The sequence below is a fragment of the Nocardiopsis sp. CNZ308 genome, from assembly GCF_004217075.1.
The window spans coordinates 5672156-5696541 of record NZ_SHKJ01000001.1; the positions used below are offsets into that span (position 1 = coordinate 5672156).

At 68.8% G+C, this 24386-nt stretch carries 25 protein-coding genes; 22 read left to right on the forward strand and 3 right to left on the reverse strand.

Annotated features, from left to right (window positions below; translation table 11 throughout):
• Window positions 1-4 precede the first annotated feature (4 nt).
• The 22 genes from EV372_RS24285 (at window position 5) to EV372_RS24400 (ending at window position 20798) form a co-directional block, all read left to right on the forward strand.
• Window positions 5-571, forward strand: coding sequence for an SAF domain-containing protein (locus tag EV372_RS24285; protein WP_486484050.1), 567 nt, complete (start codon window positions 5-7; stop codon window positions 569-571).
• Window positions 568-1452, forward strand: a complete 885-nt coding sequence (locus tag EV372_RS24290) for a hypothetical protein (RefSeq protein ID WP_130397925.1) — start codon at window positions 568-570, stop codon at window positions 1450-1452. The genes EV372_RS24285 and EV372_RS24290 overlap by 4 nt, the downstream gene beginning before the upstream one ends.
• Window positions 1449-2765: an ATPase, T2SS/T4P/T4SS family gene (locus EV372_RS24295; RefSeq protein WP_130397926.1), complete on the forward strand. Its 1317-nt coding sequence runs from the start codon at window positions 1449-1451 to the stop codon at window positions 2763-2765. The genes EV372_RS24290 and EV372_RS24295 overlap by 4 nt, the downstream gene beginning before the upstream one ends.
• Window positions 2765-3661: a type II secretion system F family protein gene (locus EV372_RS24300; RefSeq protein WP_130397927.1), complete on the forward strand. Its 897-nt coding sequence runs from the start codon at window positions 2765-2767 to the stop codon at window positions 3659-3661. Before EV372_RS24295 ends, EV372_RS24300 begins: the two co-directional genes overlap by 1 nt.
• 176 nt (window positions 3662-3837) lie before the next feature.
• The gene (locus tag EV372_RS24305) at window positions 3838-4533 is read left to right on the forward strand and encodes a type II secretion system F family protein (RefSeq protein WP_486484051.1); all 696 of its coding nucleotides are present in this window, start codon (window positions 3838-3840) and stop codon (window positions 4531-4533) included.
• 14 nt (window positions 4534-4547) lie between these two features.
• Window positions 4548-4754, forward strand: a complete 207-nt coding sequence (locus EV372_RS24310; RefSeq protein ID WP_047867921.1) for a hypothetical protein — start codon at window positions 4548-4550, stop codon at window positions 4752-4754.
• Window positions 4751-5152 (forward strand): TadE family protein, encoded by a 402-nt coding sequence (locus EV372_RS24315; RefSeq protein WP_486484052.1) that lies wholly within the window; start codon window positions 4751-4753, stop codon window positions 5150-5152. The genes EV372_RS24310 and EV372_RS24315 overlap by 4 nt, the downstream gene beginning before the upstream one ends.
• Window positions 5149-5580, forward strand: coding sequence for a TadE/TadG family type IV pilus assembly protein (locus EV372_RS24320; protein ID WP_486484053.1), 432 nt, complete (start codon window positions 5149-5151; stop codon window positions 5578-5580). Before EV372_RS24315 ends, EV372_RS24320 begins: the two co-directional genes overlap by 4 nt.
• Window positions 5577-5996 carry a pilus assembly protein TadG-related protein gene (locus EV372_RS24325; RefSeq protein ID WP_130397928.1) on the forward strand — a complete coding sequence of 140 codons (420 nt, stop codon included), beginning with the start codon at window positions 5577-5579 and terminating at the stop codon, window positions 5994-5996. Before EV372_RS24320 ends, EV372_RS24325 begins: the two co-directional genes overlap by 4 nt.
• Window positions 5997-6082: 86 nt before the next feature.
• Window positions 6083-8590 carry an OmpA family protein gene (locus EV372_RS24330; protein ID WP_165436032.1) on the forward strand — a complete coding sequence of 836 codons (2508 nt, stop codon included), beginning with the start codon at window positions 6083-6085 and terminating at the stop codon, window positions 8588-8590.
• Window positions 8591-9413: 823 nt separating this feature from the next.
• Window positions 9414-9710 (forward strand): hypothetical protein, encoded by a 297-nt coding sequence (locus EV372_RS24335; protein ID WP_130397930.1) that lies wholly within the window; start codon window positions 9414-9416, stop codon window positions 9708-9710.
• Window positions 9711-9833: 123 nt separating this feature from the next.
• On the forward strand, window positions 9834-10454 hold the full coding sequence (locus EV372_RS24340; protein WP_378633205.1) for a hypothetical protein: 621 nt from the start codon (window positions 9834-9836) through the stop codon (window positions 10452-10454).
• 101 nt (window positions 10455-10555) lie between these two features.
• Window positions 10556-11182, forward strand: coding sequence for a hypothetical protein (locus EV372_RS24345; RefSeq protein ID WP_130397931.1), 627 nt, complete (start codon window positions 10556-10558; stop codon window positions 11180-11182).
• Window positions 11183-11306: 124 nt separating this feature from the next.
• Window positions 11307-11960: a hypothetical protein gene (locus EV372_RS24350; protein ID WP_486484054.1), complete on the forward strand. Its 654-nt coding sequence runs from the start codon at window positions 11307-11309 to the stop codon at window positions 11958-11960.
• 105 nt (window positions 11961-12065) lie between these two features.
• Window positions 12066-12701, forward strand: a complete 636-nt coding sequence (locus EV372_RS24355) for a hypothetical protein (protein WP_130397933.1) — start codon at window positions 12066-12068, stop codon at window positions 12699-12701.
• Between the two features lie 82 nt (window positions 12702-12783).
• Window positions 12784-13602 (forward strand): MarR family transcriptional regulator, encoded by an 819-nt coding sequence (locus EV372_RS24360; protein WP_130397934.1) that lies wholly within the window; start codon window positions 12784-12786, stop codon window positions 13600-13602.
• 70 nt (window positions 13603-13672) lie between these two features.
• On the forward strand, window positions 13673-14041 hold the full coding sequence (locus tag EV372_RS24365; protein WP_130397935.1) for a hypothetical protein: 369 nt from the start codon (window positions 13673-13675) through the stop codon (window positions 14039-14041).
• Between the two features lie 177 nt (window positions 14042-14218).
• Window positions 14219-14959: a hypothetical protein gene (locus EV372_RS24370; RefSeq protein ID WP_130397936.1), complete on the forward strand. Its 741-nt coding sequence runs from the start codon at window positions 14219-14221 to the stop codon at window positions 14957-14959.
• Window positions 14956-15918 carry a DNA methyltransferase gene (locus EV372_RS24375; RefSeq protein WP_130397937.1) on the forward strand — a complete coding sequence of 321 codons (963 nt, stop codon included), beginning with the start codon at window positions 14956-14958 and terminating at the stop codon, window positions 15916-15918. The genes EV372_RS24370 and EV372_RS24375 overlap by 4 nt, the downstream gene beginning before the upstream one ends.
• 62 nt (window positions 15919-15980) lie before the next feature.
• Window positions 15981-16322 (forward strand): hypothetical protein, encoded by a 342-nt coding sequence (locus EV372_RS24380; RefSeq protein WP_130397938.1) that lies wholly within the window; start codon window positions 15981-15983, stop codon window positions 16320-16322.
• 592 nt (window positions 16323-16914) lie between these two features.
• Entirely contained in the window at window positions 16915-18381 is a 1467-nt protein-coding gene (locus EV372_RS24390; protein ID WP_130397939.1) for a site-specific integrase, read from the forward strand.
• Window positions 18382-20270: 1889 nt separating this feature from the next.
• On the forward strand, window positions 20271-20798 hold the full coding sequence (locus tag EV372_RS24400; RefSeq protein ID WP_130397941.1) for an SMI1/KNR4 family protein: 528 nt from the start codon (window positions 20271-20273) through the stop codon (window positions 20796-20798).
• Between the two features lie 849 nt (window positions 20799-21647).
• Here EV372_RS24400 and EV372_RS24405 read toward each other — a convergent pair.
• The 3 genes from EV372_RS24405 to EV372_RS24415 form a co-directional block, all read right to left on the reverse strand.
• The gene (locus EV372_RS24405; RefSeq protein ID WP_130397942.1) at window positions 21648-21950 is read right to left on the reverse strand and encodes a hypothetical protein; all 303 of its coding nucleotides are present in this window, start codon (window positions 21948-21950) and stop codon (window positions 21648-21650) included.
• A 173-nt stretch (window positions 21951-22123) separates the two neighbouring features.
• Window positions 22124-22681: a GNAT family N-acetyltransferase gene (locus tag EV372_RS24410; protein WP_130397943.1), complete on the reverse strand. Its 558-nt coding sequence runs from the start codon at window positions 22679-22681 to the stop codon at window positions 22124-22126.
• A gap of 10 nt (window positions 22682-22691) precedes the next feature.
• The gene (locus tag EV372_RS24415) at window positions 22692-24176 is read right to left on the reverse strand and encodes a hypothetical protein (RefSeq protein WP_486484055.1); all 1485 of its coding nucleotides are present in this window, start codon (window positions 24174-24176) and stop codon (window positions 22692-22694) included.
• Between the last annotated feature and the right edge of the window lie 210 nt (window positions 24177-24386).

Consider the following 24386-nt stretch of genomic DNA (forward strand, 5'->3'; position numbering starts at 1 on the left):
AGGTGTGGCAGGGGCCTGGGCTGGGCTGGCCGGAGAGGGGACGCGCACGGTCGCGGTCCTCACCTCCGATCTTCCCGCCGGACACCTGATCACGACCGCGGACGTGGCCTCGGTGGACCTGGCTGAGGCTGAAGGGCTCCGGCTGCTCACCCCTGAGGTAGCCGAGGGAATGGTGCTGACACGGCCGGTGCCCGCTGGATCCCCGCTGGTGGCGGGTTCGGTCTCCGACAGTGCCCTGTGGCCGGAACCGAGGCAGGCGGTGGTCGCGGTGCCCGTGATCGCCGCCCCGGCCGACCTGGCGGAGGGAACGACCGTGGACCTGGTCACCCTGGCCGCGCCCGGGGAGGAGACCGGGGACGACGGCGCGGAAGACCTCTCCGGTGTAGTGACGGGGCTGGTCCACCGTGTGGCCGCGGCCGAGGACAGTTTCGGGGGAGGCCAGCAGGTGGTTGAGGTGGTCCTGCCCCGGGACGAGGCCGCGAGCTTCTCCCGGGCAGCGGCAGGCCAGGAGGTCCAGATCGCGGTGGTGAACCCGCATGAGAACGCCCACGCGGAAGAAGGTGCGGAATGATCGTCGCGGTGTGCTCCCTGAGCGGGGCTCCGGGGGTGACGAGCCTGGCCACCGCGCTCGCGGCCTGCTGGCCCTCGACTCCCCTGACAGTGCCGGTGCTGGTCGAAGCCGACGCTTCCGGCGGGGACATCGCCTCCTGGCACGGTATCGGCCTCAACGGTGATGTGGGCCTGGTGTCGTTGGCCGCCGCCTCCCGCGCCTCGGTTCCGGCTCCGGCCTCCGCCGAGGCCTGGGCGCAGGCCGGTGTGCGGGACGCGGTCTCGGCCGGTGTGCCGCTGCTGCGCCACGCGGTGGAGCTTCCCGGAGGGCTCCGGGCGGTGCCCGCTCCCGCCGATCCGCTGGAGGCGGGGCGCGCGGTGGACGCGCTCGCCCGCAGTCCCCACCTGTTGAAGTCGGGGAGGGCGACCGTGGTCGACGTGGGGCGTGCGGTGCCGGGGTCCGCGGGGGCGGCCCTGCTCCGCCACGCCGACGCGGCCGTGGTCCTCACCGAACCGGGGGACGTGGGCAGTGCGACCCGCCTGCGGGTGTGCGCCCCGGTGCTGGCCTCACTGCGACGGGAGGGGGTGCGGGTGGGGCTGGCCGTCGCCGGTGCCTGCCCGCACGCCGACAGCGAGGTGTCCCGGGTCGCCTCAGCACTGCCCGTGTGGGCGCGCGTCCCCCACGACACGGTGGGGGCCGCGCTGGTGCGGGGAGAGCACCGCCCGCCCACCCGCCTGCGGGACCGGATGGCCGCGTGGCGCTCCCAGCACCGGGACCCCGACGGCCTGGAGTGGATGCCATTGATCAGGGCCGCCAAGGCACTGGCGGAGCTGTGCGACGACTTCTCCGGCATCGGTATGGCGTCCGGAGCGCGGAACGCGGTGGAGGTGAGCGCGGCATGACGGCGGCTCCCGAACTCCCGCGCCCGGTTCTCGCACCCGACAGCGGCAACGGCGAAGACTCCCTGCGCAGCACGGCGGTGGTCCTGACGGACCGGATCACCGAACAGCTCGCCACCCGCCCCCACGAGGCCGCGGACGCTGAGTACGTGGGGCGGCTCGTGGACGCACTCCTGGAGGAGCGCGCCCGCACGGCCCTGGTCCGAGGGCAGGGAGCACTCGCTCCGCACGAGGAGGTACGGCTGCGCCAGCTCGTGCTGGACCACGTCCTGGGCCTGGGGCCTCTGGAGGAGCTGCTGGCCGAGCCGGGGGTGCAGAACATCCATATCACCGGGAACGACGAAGCCGTGGTCGACTTCGGCGGAGGGCGGCGGGAGCGCCGTCCGGCCGTGGTGGACGCGGACACCGACCTCGTGGCGCTGGTGCAGCGGGCCGCTGTCCGCGCACCGGGCGGGGAGCGCCGTTTCGACACGGCCGCGCCGATCCTGTCCATGGAGCTGCCGAGCGGGGAGAGGCTGTCAGCGGTCATGTCGGGGGTCGCGGCCCGCCCGACCGTGACCATCCGCCGCCACCCCGCCGAGTACCTCACCCTGGGGAACCTGGCCAGGTCGGGGATGGTCGACCAGAACGCCCGCGACCTGCTGGTCGCTGCGGTGAGGTCGCGCCTGAACGTCATCGTCTCGGGAGCCACGAACGCGGGCAAGACCACCCTGCTCCGCGCCCTGCTGGGCACGGTGGAGGCCGAGCGGATCATCACCGTCGAGGACTCCCTCGAACTGGGGCTGCACCGCCACCTGCGGGGCGCCGACGTGGTCGCGTTGCAGGGCCGTCCGGCCAACATCGAGGGCCTGGGCGAGGTGACCCTGGCGGAGCTGGTGCGCGCGGCGCTGCGGATGTGCCCGGACCGGGTGATCGTCGGGGAAACCCGGGGCCCGGAGACGATCGCACTGCTGAACGCCATGAGCATGGGCACGGACGGGTCGATGTCCACCATCCACGCCTCATCCAGCCAGCAGGTGTTCGCCAAACTGGCCGCGTACTGCGCCCAGTCCCCGGAGCGGTTGAGCGCCTCGGCGACCGCGCTGCTGACCGGGGCGGCGGTGCACCTGGTGGTGCACATCGACACCGCCCGGACCGGGGAACGGGTGGTCACCAGCATCCGGGAGATCGCCGGGTCCGAAGGGGAACAGGTCGTCTCGAACGAGCTGTACACCCGGGAGACCGACCAGCCCGCCGGAGCGCTCGTGTGCGCCCCGAGCGGTGTGGTCGGCCAGCGCCTGGCCCGTGCCGGGTACGCGGTGCGGGGGTGGGTTTGATGCCGGACTGGATCGTGGCCGCACTCGCCCTCGGCGGAACGCTGGTGGGGGCGGGGATCTCCTGCGCCGCCTACACGGTCAGCCTTATCCCCAGGCCTGCGGTCCCCGCCGGACCCTCTCAGTGCCGTTGGACGACGCCCCTGCGCCAGCGCGGGACCTGGCTGCGCGTGGCCGGTGCCGCGGGCGCGGGTGCGGTGATCGGACTGGTGACGGGGTGGCCCGTGGGTGCGGCGCTCGCCGCAGCGGCCGGGTGGTGGATGCCCGCCCTGCTCGGGCCCGACACTGCCCACCGCACCGAAGCCGACCTGGCCGAGGCATTGGCCTCCTGGGCCGAGCAGCTCAGGGACATGATCACGGGTGCCTCCGGGTTGCACCAGGCCGTCACCGCGACCGTGTCCGTCGCCCCGGTGCCGATCCGCGACCAGGTCGCCGCCCTGGAGGCGCGGCTGCGCGCCGGACAGCCCTTGGAGCAGGCAGCGCAGGCTTTCGCGTGTGAGACCGACTCCGACCTGGCGGACCTGATCGCGATCACCCTGTCCATGGGCTCCTCACGCCAGAGCGGGGACGTCGCCGGAACGCTCTCACGTCTGGCGGAGGCCGCCCGGGACAGGGCGACCACGGTGGCGCGGGTCTCGGCGTCCCGGGCCAGGGTCCGCTCCTCGGTGCGCATCATCGCCGCCGCCACGACTCTCATGCTGGTGGGGATGGCCGCGTTCAACCCCGCGTTCCTCGAACCACTCGGCACGCTCTCCGGGCAGCTCGTCCTCGGAGTCGTGGGGAGCCTGTGGGCGGTCTCGTTCTTCTGGCTGGCCCGCCTTGCGTCGCCGCACCAGCGACCGCGCCCCTTCGCCCCCGTTCCGGCGGGAGCAGGTCCAGCGGTCGGCGGTGCCCGGTGAGCGCCGTGGTGCTGGGTGCGGCCGGAAGCCTCTTGGGAGCCGGGGCGTGCGCTGCCGCCTACGCCCTGCGCCGCCCCAGCCTGACCGAGCGCCTCACACCGCGCCCCGCACCGGCTTCCCGACCCGCCTTCGAGGGCGGACGGGCGCAACGGGCAGGCCGCCGAGCAGGGCACCTGTTGGCCCGTGCCGGTATCCCGGGCCCGGCCACGGCCTGCACGCTGACGGCGGCGGGTACGCCGTTGGAGGCCTACCGGGCGGAGAAGGCCGCCGCGACCGGCATCGGGATCCTGCTGGCAACGGTGCTGGCCACCGTGGGCAGCGCGCTCTTTCCCAGCCCTGCGGCGGCGTGGCTGCTCGCCGTCCTGGTCGCAGGAGGCTGCTTTCTGGCCCCGGACCTGGCCGCACGAAGCGCCGCAACCGAGCACCGCGCCGAGCTGCGCGCGGCCACCTCCGCACTGGCGGACCTGGTGGTGATGGGGCTGGCGGCCGGAGCGGGAACCACCAGCGCGCTCACCACAGCCCTGCACCAAGGCAGAGGGCGTACCCCGGAGCGGCTCCGCAACGCGGTGCACACCGCGACCCTGCGGCACAGGCCCCCGTGGGAGGGGCTCGAAGCCCTCGCCGAGGAGACCGGGGTGCGGGAGCTCGCCGAGCTGGCCGCGTCGCTGCGGTTGGGCGGCACGTCGGGAGCACGTACCCGCACGTCCGTGGCGGCCAAGGCCACCTCGCTGAGAGCCCGCAGGCTAGCCGAGGCCGAGGCCGCCGCGCACGCGGCCACCGAGCGCATGACCCTGCCCACCATGGGCCTGGTGGCCGGGTTCCTGCTGTTGATCTGTTTCGTCGCCCTCGCCCACGTGACCGCGGGATTCTGACTGAGGAGGTCTTCATGAAGGGGTTTCTCCGGCACGCCCGGAATCGTGTACGCACCTGGACCGCTCCACCACGGAAAGCGACCGCCGACGCCGGGTCGGCGACCACGGACTGGATCCTGGTCATCATGGTGTCCATCACCATCGCCACCGTGGTCGGGGGGATCCTCGTCGGGGAGTTCACCACGGCGGCCGAGTCCATCGACCTGGGCGTGAACCGGTGAACACGCCTGTCCGGCGCCGTCCCGGTCCGAGGCCTTCCGGGAGCGACCAGGGCAGCGCCGAGCCGCTGTTCATCCTGCCGCTGGTGTTCGTGATGCTGTTGGGCGTGGTCCAGACAGGGCTGTGGGCGCACGCCCAGCACCGCGCCCAGGCCATCGCCTCCCAAACCCTGGCCGCAGCCCGCGCCTACGACGGTTCGGCGGCATCGGCGTACGAGCAGGCCGGACAGGCACGGGAGCAGCTGGGCGGCGGGATGCTCCGTCAGACGGAGGTCGACGTGCGTCGGGGAGCAGCCCAGGCGCGGGTGAGGGTGGAGGCGCGGACGGTGAGCCTTCTCCCGGGCGTCACCCTGCCCGTGGTCTCGGAGGTGTCCGGGCCCGTCGAACGCCTCGCGCCATGAGCGCACCGCTGCGGAAGCACTGCCGACGCGACGACCGGGGGAGCGCGTCGGTGGAGCTGATCCTGCTCGTTCCGGTCCTCGTCGTGGCTCTGGTGCTGATGGTGGTCGCCGGACGCCAGGTCTCCGCCGCGCTGATCACCCAGGACGCCGCCGCAGCGGCGGCGCGGGCGGCCTCCCTGCAACGCGGCTCCTCCGCCGCCCGCATCCAGGCCCACCAGGCAGCCGAGCGGGAGCTGGCCGACCGGGGCGTGGTCTGCTCCCCGTTCGCCGCCGTGGTGGACGCCTCCGGGTTCGAGCCGGGCGGGACGGTCGGGGTGAGGGTGGCGTGCACGGTCACTGTCATCGACCTGGGCGGATTCGGAGGCCAGCGCACCCTGACCGCCACCGCGCTCTCCCCGGTCGACCCCTACCGAGGGCAGGAGCCATGACCCGAGTACGCCGAAGGACCTGTCAGCACCGGGACGACGGACACGCCTCGGTGTTCCTCATCATGCTCGTCCCCGTCGTCATGGCGGTGTTCGCGCTGGTCTGGGAGGCCGGGCAGATGCTGGTCGCCAAGTCCGAACTCCTAGCCGCGGCCCACTCGGCCGCACGGGCGGGAACCCACCAGCTCGACACGGTCGCGACCGTCGACGAGGGCGCACCGGTCCTGGACAACGACGGCGCCCGCCGGGCCGCTGCCGACCACCTGCGATCGGTGGGCATGGGCGGCCGGGTGGCGGTCGAGCAGGACCGGGTGGTCGTACTGGCCCGCACCGCCTACACCCCGGTCCTGCTGCCGATCGCAGAGCGCACGATCGAGGCCGAGGCGACGGCCACCGCGCTCCGGCCCTCGGCGGGCTGACGCTCCGCGAGGCAGTGGGCTCCCCTTCCCCGAAGCAGGTCCGACGCGAAGGAAAGCGAAGAGATATGCCGCGAAGTCCCTGGTCCATGGTGGGCGAAGCGCTGGTCACGGTGGTGCTGCTGGTGGGACCGGCCGTGCTGGCATCCTCGCTGGGCTGGCCGCTGGACGAGCACACCGACTGGACGTGGCTGTGGCAGTACCTGCGCGGAGGCAGAGTCCCCGACGAGGCCGTGATCGCCGCACTGGCGGTGGCCCTGTGGGGGATGTGGGCAGCCCACCTGGCCGTGGTCGCCCTCGACGTGATCGCCCTGCTGCGCGGCCTGGTTCCACGGGTTGGGCTGGTGCGGCTGGTGTGGGTGCTGGTCGCCGGGGGCGCCACGGCGACCAGCACCCACACAGCGGCTGTCGCGTCGCAGACGGACGTCCCGGTCCAGGTTCCGGTGCAGTCGGAGAACGCCGCCGACGCGCAGGGCACGGACGCACCGCGTGAGCAACAGGACGGCCGGAACGACGTGGTCGACCGCGCGCGTAACCTCGCCTACTTCGGGTTCGACTCGGCTGCCCTCACTCCTGAGATGAAGCGGTCGCTGGAGTCCACGGTCAGCCTCATCAGCGACTTCGGTCTTCCCGGAGCTCCGGTGACGGTCACCGGACACACCGATCCGGTCGGCGACCCCGACTACAACCTGGCCCTGTCCGAGCGCCGGGCCCGGGAAGTCGCCGATTACCTTGCCCAGCACCTGGGGGAGGAAGTCGAGTTCCGGGTCCAAGGTGTGGGGTCCGCCCAGCCTCCTCCCGCTCTCCGGGCGCCCTACGGGGAGCACCGGCGCGTCGAGATCGCCTACACGCTGCAACCTCCCGCTGCCGCCAGCGAGCCAGCACCGACCGCACCAGCCCAACCGGAGGAGGCCACCGGGGCTGCGGAGGAACCGGAGCCGGAGCAGGTGCGGCTGGACGTGACCACTGCCAGCGAGCAGGAGACCGGGCCGGACCCCGTCCTGGTCGGTGCCGTGGCCGGAGCAGCCGGATTGGGAGCGGGGTACGCGGCAGGGCGGCGGCGCGCTGGCGGTGGCCGCGCACGGACCTCGGCGTCCGTGCCGGAAGCCGACGTGGCCCCGGCTGTTGAGAATCCGGAAGACCCGGTTGCGGAAGACCTGCTGCGAGAGGACCCGGAAGGGCTGGCCAACGGCGTCATCGACCAGGACGGCTACGTGCTCGTGGCGAACACGGTCCGGGTGGACGGCCGTGACGGGCTCTCCTTCGCCGGAACCTACGCAGCCGGGGCCCTCCGTGCCGCGGTCTCCGACCACAGCAGCACGGGGCAGGTGATCGCCACCCGGGCGCTTCTGGCCGCCTTGGGCGGAACGGACACGGCGTTCCGCAAAGTACAGGAGGTCGCCGACCTGCACGGTGCGCGGATCGCGTTGGAGCCCGTGCTGCTCACCGCCGCTCGCCATGCCGCTGAAGAGGACGAAGCGGCGGAAGGCGCTGAGCAGGACGTGGCTCTTCCACCGGTACTGGTGGTGTGTGAGGCCAGCGACCTGGGCCAGGGGCAGGGCCTGCGGGAGGCGAGGGCCGCGGTTCCCGGTGCGGTGGTGTTCCTGCTCGGAGACCGCGTCGACCAGACACAGGCGGGAACAGGCCTCTGCTGCGAGGACCTCGACCGGGTGCGGGTGGTGACCGCTGGTGCCGAGGCAGTCCGCAACGGTGTGTGCCTGCGCTACCGGTACCCGGCGAAGGCGCCGCAGAAAGACCACGAGGACGCCTCTGTCTCCGGTCAGAGTGGAGACCTCCCGAAGGAAAACGAACCGGCCACCCCTGTCCTCGCGCCACCCGGATCACCTCGCTCCGAGCGAACGCGCCCCCGAGTGGAGCTGTGCCTGTTTTCCGAGCAGCTCGCAGTCGAGGTGGAGGGACAGGAGGTGCCGGGCCTGCGCACGGTGGGCCGTACCCTCCTCGCCTACCTGGCCCTGCACCCCCACGGGGCGAGCGGGGAGGAGATCGTTCAGACGTGCTTCGGCGCCATGGACTCGCCCCAGGCCGTTTCCGCGCGCAAGAACGCGATCGCCAGCATACGCTCATCCCTGCGGGCTGCTATTGAGGATCCCGACCACCACGTCATCGTGCACAGTAACGGCCGTTACGCCCTCGACCCCGATCTTTTCTCAGTGGATCTGTGGTCATTCTCGCGAGTATGCAAAGAAGCGCGAGGGCTATCTGGAGAGCCTCGGATCGACCTGCTTCGCGAAGCTGTCAAAGCACATCCGGAGAAGCTCCTCAGTGAGATGGAAGAGGTGTGGGTGGAGCCCACGCGGAAATCCTGTATCCGGGTAGTGGTGGAATCTCTTCTGGAGATCGCGGATGAGACCCGAAGCGAAGATGAGAAGGTGGATCTCCTGGAGCGTTCTTGTATCTTCGATGAATTCAATGAACCGCTTTACCGGCGCGTCATGGAAATGCACGTATCCCGTGGTCGTCCTGAGATAGCACACCAGGTCTATCGGTCGCTGAAAGACAAGCTCTCCCTCGTCGGCGAAAAGCCCTCAGTCGTCAGCAAGGCGATCGTCGAAGGTGTGAGCAGAGCGGAGCGGTAGGGGTGCAGGTGAGGGCTGTGCGTCCGGTTCCCATCTACAAGCCGCAGGGGCCGCAGGGGCAGTGAACCTGAACTGAACCCTGGCCAACGCCCTGGCCACTGCCCTGGCCAACGGGTGGGCCACTCTTGGGTGGCCCACGACCGTGGCGTTATCAGTGCAGGTCAAAGCCCCTCTGGGTGGGCCAATGGCCGTCCAGACTTATACCCAGTGGGTAGTCATCTTCACGTAGGGGGCGGCGCGCCCCCTTCTCCTGCTCGGCGGGGGCGGCCTACTGGCCGCCCCCGCCCCTCTGCGTACTCCTACTCCTCCCTCCGCCCTCCTCCCCTCCCTCACAGTCCCCAGCCGTCGCTTTCTTTTCCTTACTCCATCAACCATGGAAAGCGTCTGTTGTCCCCCTGATGATCGCCCAGTTCGGCGCCGGGGATAAAAAACATGATCGCCCAGATCGCTCCCGAACATGCCCGCGCCCCCTACGCGCGCGTGCGCGGATCCTCTCCAGGGGCTCGCGTCGAAAAGTTTCCCCGGAGAAACCCGCGACACGAGTTGACAGCCCCCCGCCAGCCAAGTTCCTATGGGCGTGCTCCCCGGGGCGGAACAACGGTTCCGGGGCGGGCGGGAAAAATTTCCCGCGACACGAGTTGACAAACCCGTGTCACCCAAGGTCACCTTGGCATCCGCCCCGAAACGGGTACCGTTTGCGGGGCGGGCGGAAAAAGGTTCGCGACACGAGTTGACGAACACCGGTCAACCAAGTGAACCTCGGACCGCACACGACAAACACCCGAGAATTCAAGGGGGTTGAGGAATGCGCACCATGCGCGCAATGACGGTAATCGCGGGGCGAGTATTCGCCCGGCCGAGGCCGCCCACGCAGGCCGACATCGCCAATAGGGCGCGTGCCCAACGGGCGAGGCGGGTGGCCGGTGACTACGAGGCGGCGATCGCCCGGGAACTGGCCGCACGGGGACGCGCGGTGCACCTGCACCGCACCGAGGGCGAGAGCCCCGCTGCCCGGCGGGCAGCGGACGACCACGCCCGAGCGGTTCGGTACCGCGCCGAAGTCGGAGCCCTGTTGTTCAAGCTCCACGCCCACCGCGCGGTTCCGGTCACCGGGGCCTGATGAGGCCGGTCTGGGGGTTGCCGCCTCCAGACCGGCCACACCGCAACACCCGCGCCCACCGACAGGTGTGGAGCCAGGACGGCTGGGCGCGGGCCCAACACCACCAACGGAATGGAGTGTGCTGTGAGCACGAGTATGCCCCAAAGCGCGCGGATCCTCATCACCCGCGATCACATCAAGGACCTGCGCGACCACGGCCCTGGCATGTGCCTGACCTGGGACGAGAGCGACCACCAGGTAGGGGTGGCCAGTCCGCACCAGGCGACCATGCCCACCCAGATGATCATCACCAGTTACCAGGGGCTGCGGGAGTTGGCCGAGGACCTCTCCCAGGAGGGGCACGCGGCCACCGACGAGGACCTCGCCCGGGACCTGACCGACATCGCCAGCGACTGGCGGGCTGACTGGCCCGGAATCCGGACGATGAACCTCCAGGTGCAAGACCTGCGCAAGCACCTGGCGGACGAGTGCGCCTACCTGGCCGCAGCCCCGGTCTTCAGGCTTCCCACCAGCGGACTGCCCCAGATGACGGACTACTACCGCCTCGAGGGAAGTACCCACCTCGCGACCGTCACGGTCAGTTTCGGCTTCACCGAACCGACCAGGGTCACCGCCAGCGACCCGGGCGACGGTACCCGGCCGGTCGCCGACCTGACCCTGGGCACCGGTGGCACGCTCACCCACGCTGCGACCAGTCGCCTGATCGCCTCCACGGTGATCTGCGCCCTGAACCAGGACCGCTAGCGCCTACCCGGGGCCGCCCCGTCACCGGGGCGGGGTGGCCCCACCACCCGACACCTCTGCGCCGAGCGCTGTGTTCGGCATGCCTTGAAAGGGGCTCCGTAATGTCTGTCATTCCTACGATGCGCGACCGGTTCTGTGACGGGGAGGTCGAGGTCACGGTCGACATGCTCCGCGACCTGCACCGCACCGGACCGGGCGGCATGATCATCGCCAACCTCCGCCAGACGCTCTACCGGGTCACCCATGCCCGCCACCTGTACACCGAGGCCCGGAGCCTAGTGCCCATCTACGGACACGGCGACCTCCTCCACGACCTGGTCTGCTACGGCGAGGACTGGGAGGAGCTGGCGGACGCGGCCACCGACCACACCTGGGACCAGATCGACCACTGGACTGAGTTCTCCATGCGCATGAACCCCTTGTTCCGCCGCCTGCGCGGGAGCATGACCCTGCACCGCATGGACCTCAACCGCCGCCCGCGCTACGGCCACACCCTGGACGGCGCGAGGCGGGTCGAGGACACCTATGTTCTGCGCAGCGACCCGCGCGTCACTTTCACCGCCTGCTATGTCCAGCGCCACCAGGACAGCCTCCTGGTGTCCCTGGACATGCACGCCGAGGGCCACTTCGTGACCTCCTGGGCCCAGCGGGTGACCCGCACCGCGCCGCCCCGGTTCGTGAGCGAGGCGCCCCTGCGGGCTCAGCTGCACCTGGACCTGCGCCCCTAGCCCACGCCTTCAGGCCGTCCTGTCACCGGGGCGGGGCGGCCCCACCGCACGACACCTTTGCGCCGAGCGCTGTGTTCGGCGCGCCCAAGAGTAGGGACTTAACGTGTTCAAGGACGTGCCTAACGTGACGATCGCTGACTGGTTCGCCTCCGCCGAGATCACCGCGCGCATGCTGCGCACCCTGGACAGGATCGGCCCCGGCGGGGTGATCATCGCCGACCTGTACCGGCGCGACTACTACGCCACCCACTCGCGCACCCTCGACCCCGCCAGCCAGACCTCCTTCATCGTGTACGGCTACTACGACCTGGCGTTCGACCTGCGGGTTTACACCCGCCAGTGCGGGGACCGGGCCTGGGAGGAGCTGGTTCCGGCGGTCGACTGCACCGTCTGGGAGTGCATGGACGAGACCCTCAAGGACGTCACCGGAACCGGGTTTGTCGTCACCCGGATGCGCCAGGCCATGCAGCGCTACGGGTTCGACCTGACCGGCGCCCCGTACTACTACGACCGGTACGCCAGCCCCGGCGACTACGACAGCCCCAGGACTCGGATGGTGCAGGACTTCTACACCGACCGGACCAACCCGACCATCACGGTCACCATCAAGAGCCCGGCCGACGAGAAGGCCAGGGAGTTGTCCCTGATCACGATCAGCGACGGTGACCGGCACGTCACCGGCTGGCCCACGAGCATGCGCACCCAGTTCAGGACGGGCCCCAACGCCCACCGCACCCGCGAGGCCATCGAGGCCTATCTGCGCCGCACCCGCACCTGACCGCCACCTCACCGGGCCGCCCCGTCACCGGGGCGGGGCGGCCCCACCACCCAGTACCTCTGCGCCGAGCGCTGTGTTCGGCGCGCCTACCCGAAGGGACTCTCCGTGCCCGTATACCGCCCTATGCGTGAGCGGCTCGCCGACCAGCACCTCACCGACAAGCTCCTGCAGGCCCTAGCCCGCACCGGACCCGGTGGGCTCATCACCTTCAGCACCTACTCGGGCCAGTACTACCTGACCGGTGCCGAGTGGCTCCTGGCCACCAACCGGGAAACGATCGTCTACGGCTACGGCGACCTCCTGCACGACCTGGAATGGGCATGCATGCTGCCCTCCGGCCGCGCCTGGCCCGCGCTCGTCGCCGCAGCCGACCACATCGCCCACGCCTGCCTGGAATGGGAGCCCTGGGAACCCGCCCGACCGCGCCGCCGCACCGCACTGGACTGGCTGCGCGTAGGCATGCGCCGCAACGGATTCGCCCTGCTGCGCCGCCCGCTCTACACCGACACCGGCGAACTGCGTCGCCTCGATGACACCTACCTGGACACCGTCCACCCCGACGTCACGGTCACGGTCGCCACCCCCTACCCCGATGCGGCCGAGGAGGAGTCAGCGACCTTCACCTGGTTCACCCACCAGGGGTGCTTCATCACCGGTTGGCACACCCCTGCCCGGGACCAGCGCCACCTTCCCGGCCAGATCCGCGACCGCATCACCGCGCACCTGGCCGAGCACGCCTGACCCGTACCCGACCGGGCTGCCCCGTCACCGGGGCGGGGCGGCCCCCACCCACACCACCGCTCTACGAAGGGATCCGTCTGCCATGACCACCACCGCTTCGGCTCCGCGCCGTTCCGCTACCCGTACCCGCGACCTCGTCCTGGCCGCTCTGGCCGAGGCCACCGCACCCGTCACCGTCACCGAGCTGGCCGAGCGGGCGGGGGTGGGCAAGTCCACCCTGGGCAAGCACCTGCCCGCCTTGGAGAAGGACGGTTTGGCGGTGCGCACCCCGGGCGGACGCGACGGACGTCGTCGCCTGCCCGACACCTGGCAGGCCGCCACCACCGCCCCGGACACGGAAACCGGGGAGGACACCTCGGCCCAGGCGGACGAGCACACCGAGGAGGAGCCTGACACCGCCTCCGTTTCCGCGGAGCCCGACACCGCACCGGACGCCGCCGCGGAGGAGACCCTCGAGGTGGACGTTCCCACCTCGGCGACACAGGAGGCCTCTCCCCAGACGGGCTCCGAGCAGGCCCCGGCGGACGAGGCGACCGCGACCGAGGACCAGAGCCCGACCACCACACACGTTTCGGTGCCGCCCGCTGGACCCCGGCCGGACCCTGCCGTTCGAGGCACGGCCACGGCGACCGCTACCCGTGTCGGGGTCACCGTTGCGGAAGGCCTCAACCCTGTCAGCGGCAGCACACGACTCGCACCGGGCGAGCTGAAACTGATGGTCAAGGCCATCTTGGACGCGGACCCGGGCGAGGAGTTCACCGCGACCGAGATCAGCCACCTTCTCCAGGGCCGCTCCATCGGGGCCATCCAGAACAACCTCGCCCGCCTGGCCAAGGAGGAGCGCGCAGTACAGACCTGCGACCGACCCCGCCGCTACCGCTCCGCCAAGCACCCCGCCTGACCCGCTACCCGGGGTGCGGGCCACTGAACAGCCCGCACCCCCACCTTCCACATACCCTAGGGGAGTATTAATGTTTGACGTTGCCTGGACCGTGTTCGACCTCGGCTGCCTGGAGTGGAAGTACGCCCTGACCCTGACCGGGCTGTGCGTGACCGTCACCCTGATCGGGATCGTCAACCGCACCAGCCGCCTGCTGGGCACCTACTACGTCAACGGGGACTGGCCCGGGATGGTCCACCACGACGAGCGAGGCCCGGGAACCATCTGCGGACCGTGCGGCCACCACCTCGCCGCCCACGACCGCACCACCGGCCGGTGCTGCCACGGCACCCCGCTGGACCACCTCGCGATGATCATCGCCCTGCCCATGCCCCTACTGCTGCGGGACATGCTGCAGCAGGCGGGCTGCCCCTGCCGCCTGAAGGGCAAGCGAACCTGACCCAGACCGCGCCAACCGGGTGAAGGCCCCGGACCCGCACCAGCCCCGCGCTGGTGCGGGTCCCGGGCCTTCAACACGCTCCGACTTACCCCAGTTTTTTCAAGGCCGGTGTCGCATCCGCGATGGGGACGTCTTCTTAGGGGTTCATCAGGGCGAGAACAACGAAGGGGGCTCCTGATGACCCACACCCTCAACAACACCGGGGCGGGCAGGCCGCCGCTGGCGGTCTGGCTGTGCGCGCCGACCGCGCACCAGCCACCTCCCCCCGGCGGGGACCTGGTGCCGGTGCCGCGCCGGTTGGCCCGCCGCCTGGTGGCCGAGTACACCCGCCCCGGCGCGGTGGTCGCGGACCTGACCGGCACCAGCCTGGTTGCCGAACAGGCCGCAGCCGCAGGGCGCTCCTACGAGGTGGCCTCGCCCACCTCGTTGCACCGACCGGCGCACGGGGACAGGGAGGTGGCCTGGGCCGACCTGACGACCTTCACGGTTTCCGTTACCGACGAGGACCGGCAGACGCGCGAACGGCGGCTGCGGGCACGGATGCTGTTCGCCGCGACCATCACCCGCCCCGGAGGGATCATCGCCGCCATCACCGCCGTGGGACACACCCCGCACGGCGAGGTGGTCGACCCCGCGCCGGGGCTGGTGCGGGCCGCCTCCTGCGCGGGGCTGGTCTACCTACAGCACGTCATCGCGATCACCGCGCCGCTCTGCCAGGCCGGACTCGGCGCGACCATCCCGGTGCGGGGTGAGGGTTTCGACCCCGACGAGGAAGAGGTCGACACGGGGTTGCCGGCCTCGGTGGCCGACGCGGCGGCCTCCATCACCTCACCCGCGCACCTGAACGTGTCGGTGTTCCGCCTGCCGAAGAAGGGCCACACCGTGACCGCGGACGCCCCCGGGGAGGTGGACGCATGACGCAGAAGCATCAGGAGGAGTTGTTCGACGAAGGCTCCCCGCACGGACACCTCGCCCAAGCCAGCAACCAGCGGGACGGCGCGGGGTGGTCGGTGTGGCTGACCGGCCAGCAGCAGGCCCGCCAACAGCGCGGTACCCGCTACTCGCGCCTGTCGGTGGAGCACCCAGCCAAGATGCTCCCGGCCATCGCACGCCACGCCATCGGCACCTACACCCGACCAGGCGAGGTGGTTCTGGACCCGATGTGCGGGATCGGTACCAGCCTGGTCGAAGCCGTTCACCTGGGGCGCAACGCCGTCGGCGTAGAGCTGGAGCCCAAGTGGGCCTCCATCGCGAGATTGAACCTGGAGGCCGCCACGGCCCGGGGAGCCCTTGGTTACGGCGAGGTGCACACCGGTGAAGCCGCCCGCACCTTGGCCACCTTCGCCGATGACGCCCTGGTCGGGAAGGTGCGGTTGGTGCTGACCTCGCCTCCGTACGGGTCCATGACCCACGGACAGGTCCGTTCCCGGAGGGACGGCGCCGAAGCGGTGGAGAAGCACGCCCACGTCTACTCCCGCGACCGTGACCGGCGCGCGGACAACCTCGCTTACCAGCGCCCGCACGTGTTGGCGAGCTCCTTCTCCCGGATTATGGCCGCCTGCAGGCCCTTGTTGGCCCCGGGCGGGGTGGTCGTGGTGACCACCCGCCCCTACCGCAAAGACGGCCGCCTAATCGACTTCCCCGGCCAGGTCGCCGACGCCGCACGGCGGGCCGGGCTGGTGCAGATCGACCGGTGCGCGGCGCTGCTGTGCGCCCTCAAGGGCGGGGAGGTGGTCTCGCGGACCTCGTTCTTCCAGCTCATCGAGACCAAACGCCTGCGCAAAGAGGGCAGGCCGGTGCACGTGATCCAGCACGAGGACGCCCTGGTGTTCACCAACCCCGCCCCGGCCGCAGGAGAGGGGAGCGCTGCGGCATGAGGCCACCCACCCCTGACCCTGTTGTCGTTACCACCACTCGCTGCGAAAGGACACCTGGCCCCGTGGGCTTCTCTGACACCGCGTCTGCGGACCTACGCAGGCGCATCATCGACGACATCCGCGCCCTGGCCAACCTCCTGGAGGCGAACCCCGATCTGCCCGTGGGGCCGCAGACCCGGGTGGAGGTCGTCTACTTCCCGCACACCGACACCGACGACGAGGCCTTCGGCGAGGTGGCCGACGTCGCCGCCCTGCTGGGCCGGATTCCGGCCTGGGAGGGCGAGCACTACGTGGTCGAACACGCCCATGGCGCGGGACGCTACCGAGCGGTGGCTATCCCCGAACACACCCGGGCCGCCTACCGGGCCTGGCTGACCTATACCGGCCACGTGCGCCCCGACTGACCAGCGACCCGCTGGGGTGGGGCCGACGTGGGGCGCTGTGGTGCCCCACGTCGGCCCCACCGCCCCGGTTCGGCCCCGGTATCCCAGCCGGGTCCCGGGTGGCCGACAGTGGCCGTCTGCGGGCCTGAACAGTGAAAACGGCATATCACCCGAAACGGATGGGCGAATAAATGGGGAGCGTGAATCCGGTGGTGGACCCGGCGAATCCGCTTGCACTACTCGGCGAGGTCGAGCGTGGATGCGTGGTGCCCCGCCATATGCGGGGCCGCGCACCGTATTCGCGCAGTTCACAGGTGGGGGAGAAGTGGGACGGGTGGATGTGAAACTTTCCCTTCGGCTTGATGAGGTGGGGTCGTTGCCGGTGGCGCTGGACGTGGTCACGGCCGGGCGAATGCTCGGCCTGGGCCGCACCACCGCTTATCGGCTTCTGCGCCAGGGCACCTTTCCGGTGCCCGCGCATCGGACGGGCAAGGCTTGGGTGGTTCCCACCGCCGGAGTCCTGGTCCATCTCGGCCTGGACCACCTGGCCTTCCCTTCACGGAACGAGTGTGGGTGCGGTGCGCGCAGTGACCACACGGAAGGTGGGAAGTAGATGGCTTCTCATGATGGGTCGGTGTTCAAACGATGCGGATGCCGCGACCAGATGACCGGCAAGCTCTTGGGAGCGAAGTGCGCGAAGCTGCGCCGAGACGAAGGCGGGTGGAACCCCCGACACGGGGAGTGGGGCTTCCAGTTGGAGCTGCCCCGCACTACCGAGGGCAGGCGCCGTCAGGCCAGGCGCACCGGGCTCGCTTCCCAGGACGAGGCGCAGAAGGCGATCGACCACCTCAAAGCCCTCATCGGCCTGGCCGACGAAGAACCAGACGTTGAGGTTCAGGTCGCCGACCTCATCCAGGCCGCCCTACGGGGCCGCCACCGCCTCCCCGAAATCGAGGAGGTCAAGCGGCGCATCGGCGCCGGAGTGCGCATCCGGGAAACGGTGCCCACCGTCGCGGCATGGCTGACCGAGTGGCTGACGGGCAAACCGGACCTGGCCCAGAAGACTCGCCTGTCCTACGACGGACACATCCGCCGGTATCTGGTCCCGCATCTGGGGCAGACCCGCCTGGACAAACTCACCTCCTGGCAGGTCGAGGAGATGTTCGCGGCCATCGAGGAGACCAACACCCACATTCTGGAGTGCCGTGAGTCCCTTGAGGCGAAGGTGCGGAACTCGGTGAGGGGACAGCGGGTGATCTCACTGACCACCAAGCACCGCATCCGCGCCACGCTGCGCAGCGCCCTGTCCGAGGCGGTGCGCCGCCCGGACCTGCCGGTGTCGGTCAACATCGCCTCCCACGTGCGCCTTCCGTCCTGCCCGCGCACGAAGCCGCTGGTGTGGACAGCCGACCGGGTACGCCAGTGGCAGGTGGACGGGGTGGTTCCCGGTGAGGTGATGGTGTGGACCCCGGAGCAGACCATCACCTTCCTGGCCCACGCCAAGAAGTACACCTGGCTGTTCCCGCTCTTCCACCTCATCGCCGTCAAAGGCCTGCGCCGAGGAGAGGCGGTCGGGCTCCCGTGGGCCAACACCCGGCTCACCGACGGGCAGGTGGACATCCGCACCCAGGTGGTGACCCTGGGCTGGAAAACAGCCACGACCACGCCCAAGAGCGCGGCAGGCCAGCGCACCATCACCCTGGACAAGGACACCGTGAAGGTGCTGCGCTCATGGAAGAAGTTCCAAACCGAGGCCCGACTCCAAGCAGGAAAGACCTGGAACGGCACAGGGCTGGTATTCACCCAGCCCGACGGGACGGGCTGGCACCCGGGGCAGGTAACCCGATGGTTCAACCGGATCGCCAAGGCGGCGGGGCTGCCGCCGATCCACCTGCACGGGCTGCGCCACGGCGCAGCCTCGCTCGCGCTCGCCGCCGGAGCGGACGTGAAGGTGGTCTCCGGCGAGCTCGGGCACGCGACCACCCACTTCACGCAGGACACCTACCAGACCGTGTTCCCCGAGGTCGCGCGGGCAGCGGCTGAGGCCACCGCCGCGATGCTCAGGCCCGTACGCGCATAACGGTGTCGTAGTCGAACCGGCGAGCACACCAGGAGCCGCACAGCACCACCGACCCCAGGCCTGTCCACGGGTTCACCCCGACTGGCCTGGGGTTTCCTCGCGCTCGGGGCCGGTAACCGATCGGATCAAAGGTCCGATGGTGTACGAGTGGGGAAGCTTATCCTGTGCGGACGCCTGGAGTCAGCTATCGTTTATCGCTGGCAATGAGATTCAACTATCGGCATTTTGGGAAGAGCATTTGGGGTGGTTCTTTTATGAACCCTCTTCTTGCTGGGTGTGTATTTGGGTGGAGATTATGCGATTTGTGAGGTCGACAGTGGACAGGTACCACCAAAAAATCCAATCCAAAAATGCCTCGTTATAATTTCCGAGTTGATCGGCCCTCTGGTGTCGCAAGTTGAATCTGTTGGCGATCTGGAATAGTGCTCCTTCGTCCTCCTTGCTGATGTCGTCACGAATTAACTTGCGCCGCTCCTCGAGAACCCCAGCCAGTGCAACAATTGCTGATCTTTTACTCTCGGGCGAGGTGCTCCTGCTGCGAAAAAATGAAACGGCATGTGCCACGGTTCCCTTTGTTCCTTGTGGAGATTCGGTCAGTGCTCGCCGAACGAGGTCACTCCGAGGTTCATCGGTAGTTGCGACGAGCCTCCCGACGTCTTCTCCTTCAGAGGCGAGTTCATATTCTATGCTGGCGGACCTGAGGATTTGATTAATTTTCCATCGATACAAAAGCCTTGCGGGTGCGGAGTGGAATTCTGAGTAATGCCAACCGCACTCGTCCCATGAGTGAAAACTTCGATGCCGTGGCCGACTGACTAGGTCGTGAAAGACCTCAAGGAGGCCGTAGAATGTATCTGTGTCCCATGAGTTGGGAGATAGCGGCCAGAGCGATGCAATTCCGAGGCGTTCTTCAATCACCTCCGCGCGAATTGGTAGGGGTTGGTTGTCATCAACGCACTCTTGGCCAAAGGCTTCGGTTAGGTAGCCGTTAGCGTTAAAGTCAGAAATTACACGAACGAACTCTTTGCGCGCATCCTTGGGTTCAGGTTTGATGTCAGTAGTTCGTGCTTGTCGCTGGGGCCAATATGGCCTTGGCTGTGATGAGTGTGATAGCTCATTTGCTCGATCAATTAGCTCTGCTATCCATTCTTTCTGGAACTTTGATGCTTCCCATGTTCCAGAATTTCGATCGCCAAATATATTCCTGGCGTCCTCGAAATCTGATACTGCAGTACTTCCTGATAGGGCCTCAGTAAGCAACCAAACGACTCGGTCTTCCCAGCGAGCTCCTTGCGACCGTGCTACTCGACTGCCCTCGGCCACGAAGAGCTCTGTTGGCCATATCAGTTCATAGTTACTTAGATCCAGCGCCATGCTGACTATCATGACGTACGTGGTGCACTCTTCGCCACGTACCTGATGGTGGCGATGCTGACTGCCAGGGGCTTCTTGGTATAAGCATCAGGGGCCTGCAGAAGTGTGAGCTCGGCTCGGTCTGGTTGCGAGAGTCGAACATGCAGATGGTCTGAGCTCTTATAGTCCATCTCACTCAGGACGCCTCCCCGCCTGCGTTGCTGAAAGCAATAAAATGAATACAAGAAGTAGTTGCCATGTTGCTGCGGGATGGGGCGCCTGCGTTAGGGCGTGTGGGTGGCTGCCACCCCCGGATGGCCTCCTGGGGTAGGCGGGGTGTTGGGGGCGCACGTGGCAAGATTCGAATCTGCAACCATGGATGAGAAGGGGATCGTGCCGTTGGCTCGATGCTGTGACGCCACCGTGCTGTGGTCTGCACCTTGACGAAAAGAGCTGACTCCAGTGAGCGGGAACGTCCAGGGAGCGAACAGAGTCCGGATCGACAACGTGCCGTGATGATCGGAAAGGGAGGCGCCGTGTCGTGGGTCAGCCGGATCACTGACGTCCTCGAGTGGCAGCCAAGGGAGGTTGGCATCGCGTGGGAGGTGGTCGAGGCGCGCCTCGGGGCGGCGCTTCCCGCCGACTACAAGGAGCTCTGCTGGTGTTTCGGCGCGGGGGAGTTCAGTGGGTATGTGCATGTGTACGGTGCGCCGGGTGGTGCCGACTCGCAGGTGGCGGATCGGCTGGCGTCGTTGTGGCGGACGCTGGAGACACATCCGATCATGCGCAACGTCTTCGAGCCCTACGGTGTCTACCGTCCGGGTGGACAGGGCCTGATCCCCTGGGCCACGTCGGTGACAGCCGTTGAGTTCTACTGGGCCGCTGACGACGAGGTGTCGCCGGAGGACTGGCCGGTGGTAGCGAGGACCGAGATCAGTCCTTTGCAGCGATTGCCGATGTCCGCCTCGGAGTGCCTCTTCCGCGTCCTGACCGACGTCACCTTCGAGGAGTTCACCATCGCCGACCAAGTAGAACGTCCGTACTTCACGCCGTACGCGGCGTAGTCATGGGCATCGACCAGGCCTGTGCGCTGCGATTCTTCCCGGCCGAGGCTGGGTCTTCCACTGGGTACGTGACTGGTTGGCAGCTCAGCTCTCGCGAGGTTGGACGCCAACAGGGTGGGTGAGTATCAAATGGCCGCAGGGCCGTCTGGGGTCAAGAACAACGGGCGATCCTGGTCCGGCTCGGCACTGTCCGGTCGTACGGGGCCGGGAAGGTCCTGATCGTGGGGGGAACGTCAGTGCGCAGGCTCGGTCTTTTCCTGCTCTGCCCACCCATCTGATTGTGGTTCGTCGAGTTTGGTGGGGTAAGGGTTTTGGGGGAAACGGCCGTATCCGGCGGGTGGGCGGCCACAGGGGCGTAGACCCGGGATCACGTGTGGTGGGGCGGCTGTGGGGCGCTGGCGGGCGGACGCGGGGCAGCCCCGACCGGCCCCGCAGGGTCACGGGATGGCAAAGTGCTCCGCGAGGTGGGTGCCCACCTGTACTGGACCTTGCACTGGGGAGCACACGGGGAGCATTTCAGGCCCCGAACCAGACCCGACGCCTCGCCTGTTCGACTCGCGCACCCCGTCTGACCTGGGGTTTTGTGGCGCACCCGGCAGGATTCGAACCTGCGACCATCGGATTAGAAGTTCGCTGGTTTCGTGTCGCCACGTGTCGCTCTGTGCCGTTTTATGCCACCCCATCTGATCCGCTGTGTCGTTTGGGGCCGTGTGGTGCCGCCTCGTGCCCTGTCAGTACGGAACTGCGGAGCATAAACGGAGCACACACCGGCCCCTGGTTGCGTCCGATGGCACCTCACGAGGTCCCCACGAGCAGGGAGCCACCTTCCGTCACAGGAGGGAAGGGCGCCTACGTTCTCGGTTTGTCCTTCGGCCGGTAGGAGGTGGTGATCCATACCCCTGCCAGCAGGGTCACCCCGGCCACGATCAACGCGATCGCCCACGACCCCACCGGTGCCATGGCCGTGTTGCACACACCGGCCAGCATGTTGGGCGGCTCCTCCCCCAAGGCGAACCACCCGTAGTGGGCTCCGTCGCCGCCGGATGGGGCCCACCAGCCCGCCCCGCACGGTCCGCCAGGGACCAGCCCGAGGGTCCCGCCACCGGCGATCAGGGCGGCGGCTACGGTACGGACGATCTGGACGGGGGACATGGATCTCCTCAATCCTCAATGCAGGGGTTTTCACGTTCGACGTCCCCACGCGCTCCTCGGTTGCCACCATGTACGTCGATCTCAGGTGTCTCGTGCTGAGTGTGATGGAGGCTCTAGCGTGTGCCGGGATCGCCTCCCGGCACTCGGCCTGTGACCTGGGCTTTGGGTGAGACCTATGGCTTGCGCGTCACCGGGTTCGGTGTCCACTCGTCGTCCAGGATCGAGTGGACGATGGAGTCGCGCCAGGCGTCCCGGGTCCACAGGTGCCGCCGGATCCGTCCCTCCTCCACCATCCCCGCATGGAGCATGACGCGCTCGGAGGCCTGGTTCTCCGGAGAGCGGGCGCCCCATATCCGCTTGAGCCCCAGATCGTCGAAGCCGAGCCGGAGCAGGAGCTGGACGAGTTCACTACCGAACCCCCGCCCCCACAGGTCCGGACGCAGGGCGAAACCGATCTGCGCGCTGTGGGGGCGCTCGTCCACGGCCAGGCGCGCGGCGCCGACAAGCTCCTCCTGCCGCGCGACAGCGAGCATGTAGACGCCCCTGCCCTCCCGCTCGGCGTCGGTGAGCGCGGCCTCCACGATGGCCGCGCACTGCTGCCTGGTGCGCGGTGTGAAGGACAGGTGCCGCACCGCCTCCGCGTCTCCGTAGACCCGGAGCAGGTCCTCGACGTCGGTGGGGCGCAGTTCCCGAAGGCTGAGCCTGGCACTGGAGAGTTCGACTGGGTGCATGTCCGGCAGGCTAGCGCCCCGAGGTCAGCGCCGAGGCGGGAGTGCGGCTGTAGGCCTCGATCTCCTGGCGGAGCCGGGCTACGGCCCTGCTTCCGGTGTAGCCCGGGCCGCGTAGGGCGCCGTGCACGCGCATGACGCTGTTCACCACGCCGGACACCCGCTTTGTGGCGGGCAGGCCCAGGACCGGTTCAAGGGCCTGCGTGGCACCCTCGATCTCTCCCAGGCAGACCCGGGCATAGCTGAGGTCGGCGCGTGCCCCGGCCTCGTCCTGGTAGGCCCAGTCGTCCGACCCTTCCGCGGCGGCGGTCTCGTAGAGACCCACGGCCTCCTGCGCGACCTGCTGGGCCTGTTCCTCACGCCCAGGAATCCAGATCTGCGTCTCGGCTCCGTAGTAGAGCTGGCGGCAGTGCGCGAAGCGCATCAGACCGCCGAGCTCGTCCAAGTCGTCGCCGCGCAGTCCTTCGCGCAGGGCCGTGGCCGCCTGGAGGTCGTCGAGCGCGCGCTCCGCGCTGCCCAGCGAGGCCCACGTGCGGGCGCTTTGGGACATCAGCCAGATGGCGGCCGTGCCGGTGCGCTCGGTGGCCAGATCGCGAGCCAGTTCCGCGTACCGGGCGGCTTCGGTAGGCCACCCCGCCCAGTAGGCCATCAGGCTCTGCTGGGCGCGCACCCGGACGCGCAGCCCGTCGTGATCGGCGTTGTCGGCACAGATGAACGCGGTCCGGGCCTGCTTCATCGCGGCGTGCGGATCACCGAGGTCATGACTGGCCTTGGCGAGCATGATGCTCAACAGGCCGCTCAGAAGGTACAGGTCCCTGGTCTGGTTGGGACGCTGCCGCCCCTCCAACAACATGAACGCCACGTCCTGGGCCTCGACCAGGTCTCCCAGAACCTCGTGGAGGGGAGCACGGGGATAGGCCTTCGCCAGCCTGGATACCTCCGCGAAGAGCTCCTGGATGGTCTCCACTCCCACGTTCGTCCCCTCCGCCATCGCTCCGAACCTCATCGCGCGTTTCGCGGCCATCTCGATCTGCCTTTCTGGCGGTAGCGTTCTGGTTTCTTCGCTGACGGAGAAATATGCCTGTTCCGTGCTCTTCTGGGTTGTTTCAGTGGGAGTGAGATGGTTTCCGATCCTTTTGAGGACATTGCGCTCGTGCTCGCTCAGCTTGTCGAACCCCTCGGGGGACAGCAGTCTCCGTGGGGAGGTGCCGTAGAGCGTCGCCAGAGCGATGACCTGTGTCGCCTGTGGTGCTCGCCCGCCCACCTCGGGCCAGAGCTCCAAGCGGCTGAGTCCCGCCTGGTCCAGCGGCAACCCGCCAGCGGAACCGCGATACCGCTCGGTCGCCTCGGCCTGGCTCCACCCGCGCATGTGGCGATAAGCGGCCAACGGCGAGCACCCGCAGCGGATACGGATTTCGTCGGCGATCTCATCGTTCGTGCGATCCTGCTCGCGCATTTGCTCGCGCAGTTTCCGGAGCTGGGCTTTCGTCCACTTCATGCAGCTCTCCTCAGGCGTCGGTATCCAGATTGCCCGAAACCGCTAAGCCTGCAACCGGCACTTCGTCGCGCGCACTCACCGGTCTGACATGGAAACGCGCTTCCCATCGGGAAAACGCCAGTTCAGGGGCGTCGCGGGTGGCATAGAAACCATGTCCGTACACCCCGTGACCTGTGGTTGCTCTCAGTGTTCGATGGGAGGTGCAGGCAG

Bases quoted from the DNA above. Each gene is read 5' to 3' on its own strand.
- EV372_RS24365 (WP_130397935.1), top strand. From the start codon at position 13,673: ATGTTTGACGTTGCCTGGACCGTGTTCGACCTCGGCTGCCTGGAGTGG.
- EV372_RS24415 (WP_486484055.1), bottom strand. From the start codon at position 24,176: ATGAAGTGGACGAAAGCCCAGCTCCGGAAACTGCGCGAGCAAATGCGC.
- EV372_RS24360 (WP_130397934.1), top strand. From the start codon at position 12,784: ATGACCACCACCGCTTCGGCTCCGCGCCGTTCCGCTACCCGTACCCGC.
- EV372_RS24335 (WP_130397930.1), top strand. From the start codon at position 9,414: ATGACGGTAATCGCGGGGCGAGTATTCGCCCGGCCGAGGCCGCCCACG.
- EV372_RS24370 (WP_130397936.1), top strand. From the start codon at position 14,219: ATGACCCACACCCTCAACAACACCGGGGCGGGCAGGCCGCCGCTGGCG.
- EV372_RS24330 (WP_165436032.1), top strand. From the start codon at position 6,083: ATGGTGGGCGAAGCGCTGGTCACGGTGGTGCTGCTGGTGGGACCGGCC.
- EV372_RS24390 (WP_130397939.1), top strand. From the start codon at position 16,915: ATGGCTTCTCATGATGGGTCGGTGTTCAAACGATGCGGATGCCGCGAC.
- EV372_RS24405 (WP_130397942.1), bottom strand. From the start codon at position 21,950: ATGTCCCCCGTCCAGATCGTCCGTACCGTAGCCGCCGCCCTGATCGCC.
- EV372_RS24345 (WP_130397931.1), top strand. From the start codon at position 10,556: ATGTCTGTCATTCCTACGATGCGCGACCGGTTCTGTGACGGGGAGGTC.
- EV372_RS24310 (WP_047867921.1), top strand. From the start codon at position 4,548: ATGAAGGGGTTTCTCCGGCACGCCCGGAATCGTGTACGCACCTGGACC.
- EV372_RS24320 (WP_486484053.1), top strand. From the start codon at position 5,149: ATGAGCGCACCGCTGCGGAAGCACTGCCGACGCGACGACCGGGGGAGC.
- EV372_RS24375 (WP_130397937.1), top strand. From the start codon at position 14,956: ATGACGCAGAAGCATCAGGAGGAGTTGTTCGACGAAGGCTCCCCGCAC.
- EV372_RS24295 (WP_130397926.1), top strand. From the start codon at position 1,449: ATGACGGCGGCTCCCGAACTCCCGCGCCCGGTTCTCGCACCCGACAGC.
- EV372_RS24325 (WP_130397928.1), top strand. From the start codon at position 5,577: ATGACCCGAGTACGCCGAAGGACCTGTCAGCACCGGGACGACGGACAC.
- EV372_RS24410 (WP_130397943.1), bottom strand. From the start codon at position 22,681: ATGCACCCAGTCGAACTCTCCAGTGCCAGGCTCAGCCTTCGGGAACTG.
- EV372_RS24290 (WP_130397925.1), top strand. From the start codon at position 568: ATGATCGTCGCGGTGTGCTCCCTGAGCGGGGCTCCGGGGGTGACGAGC.
- EV372_RS24300 (WP_130397927.1), top strand. From the start codon at position 2,765: ATGCCGGACTGGATCGTGGCCGCACTCGCCCTCGGCGGAACGCTGGTG.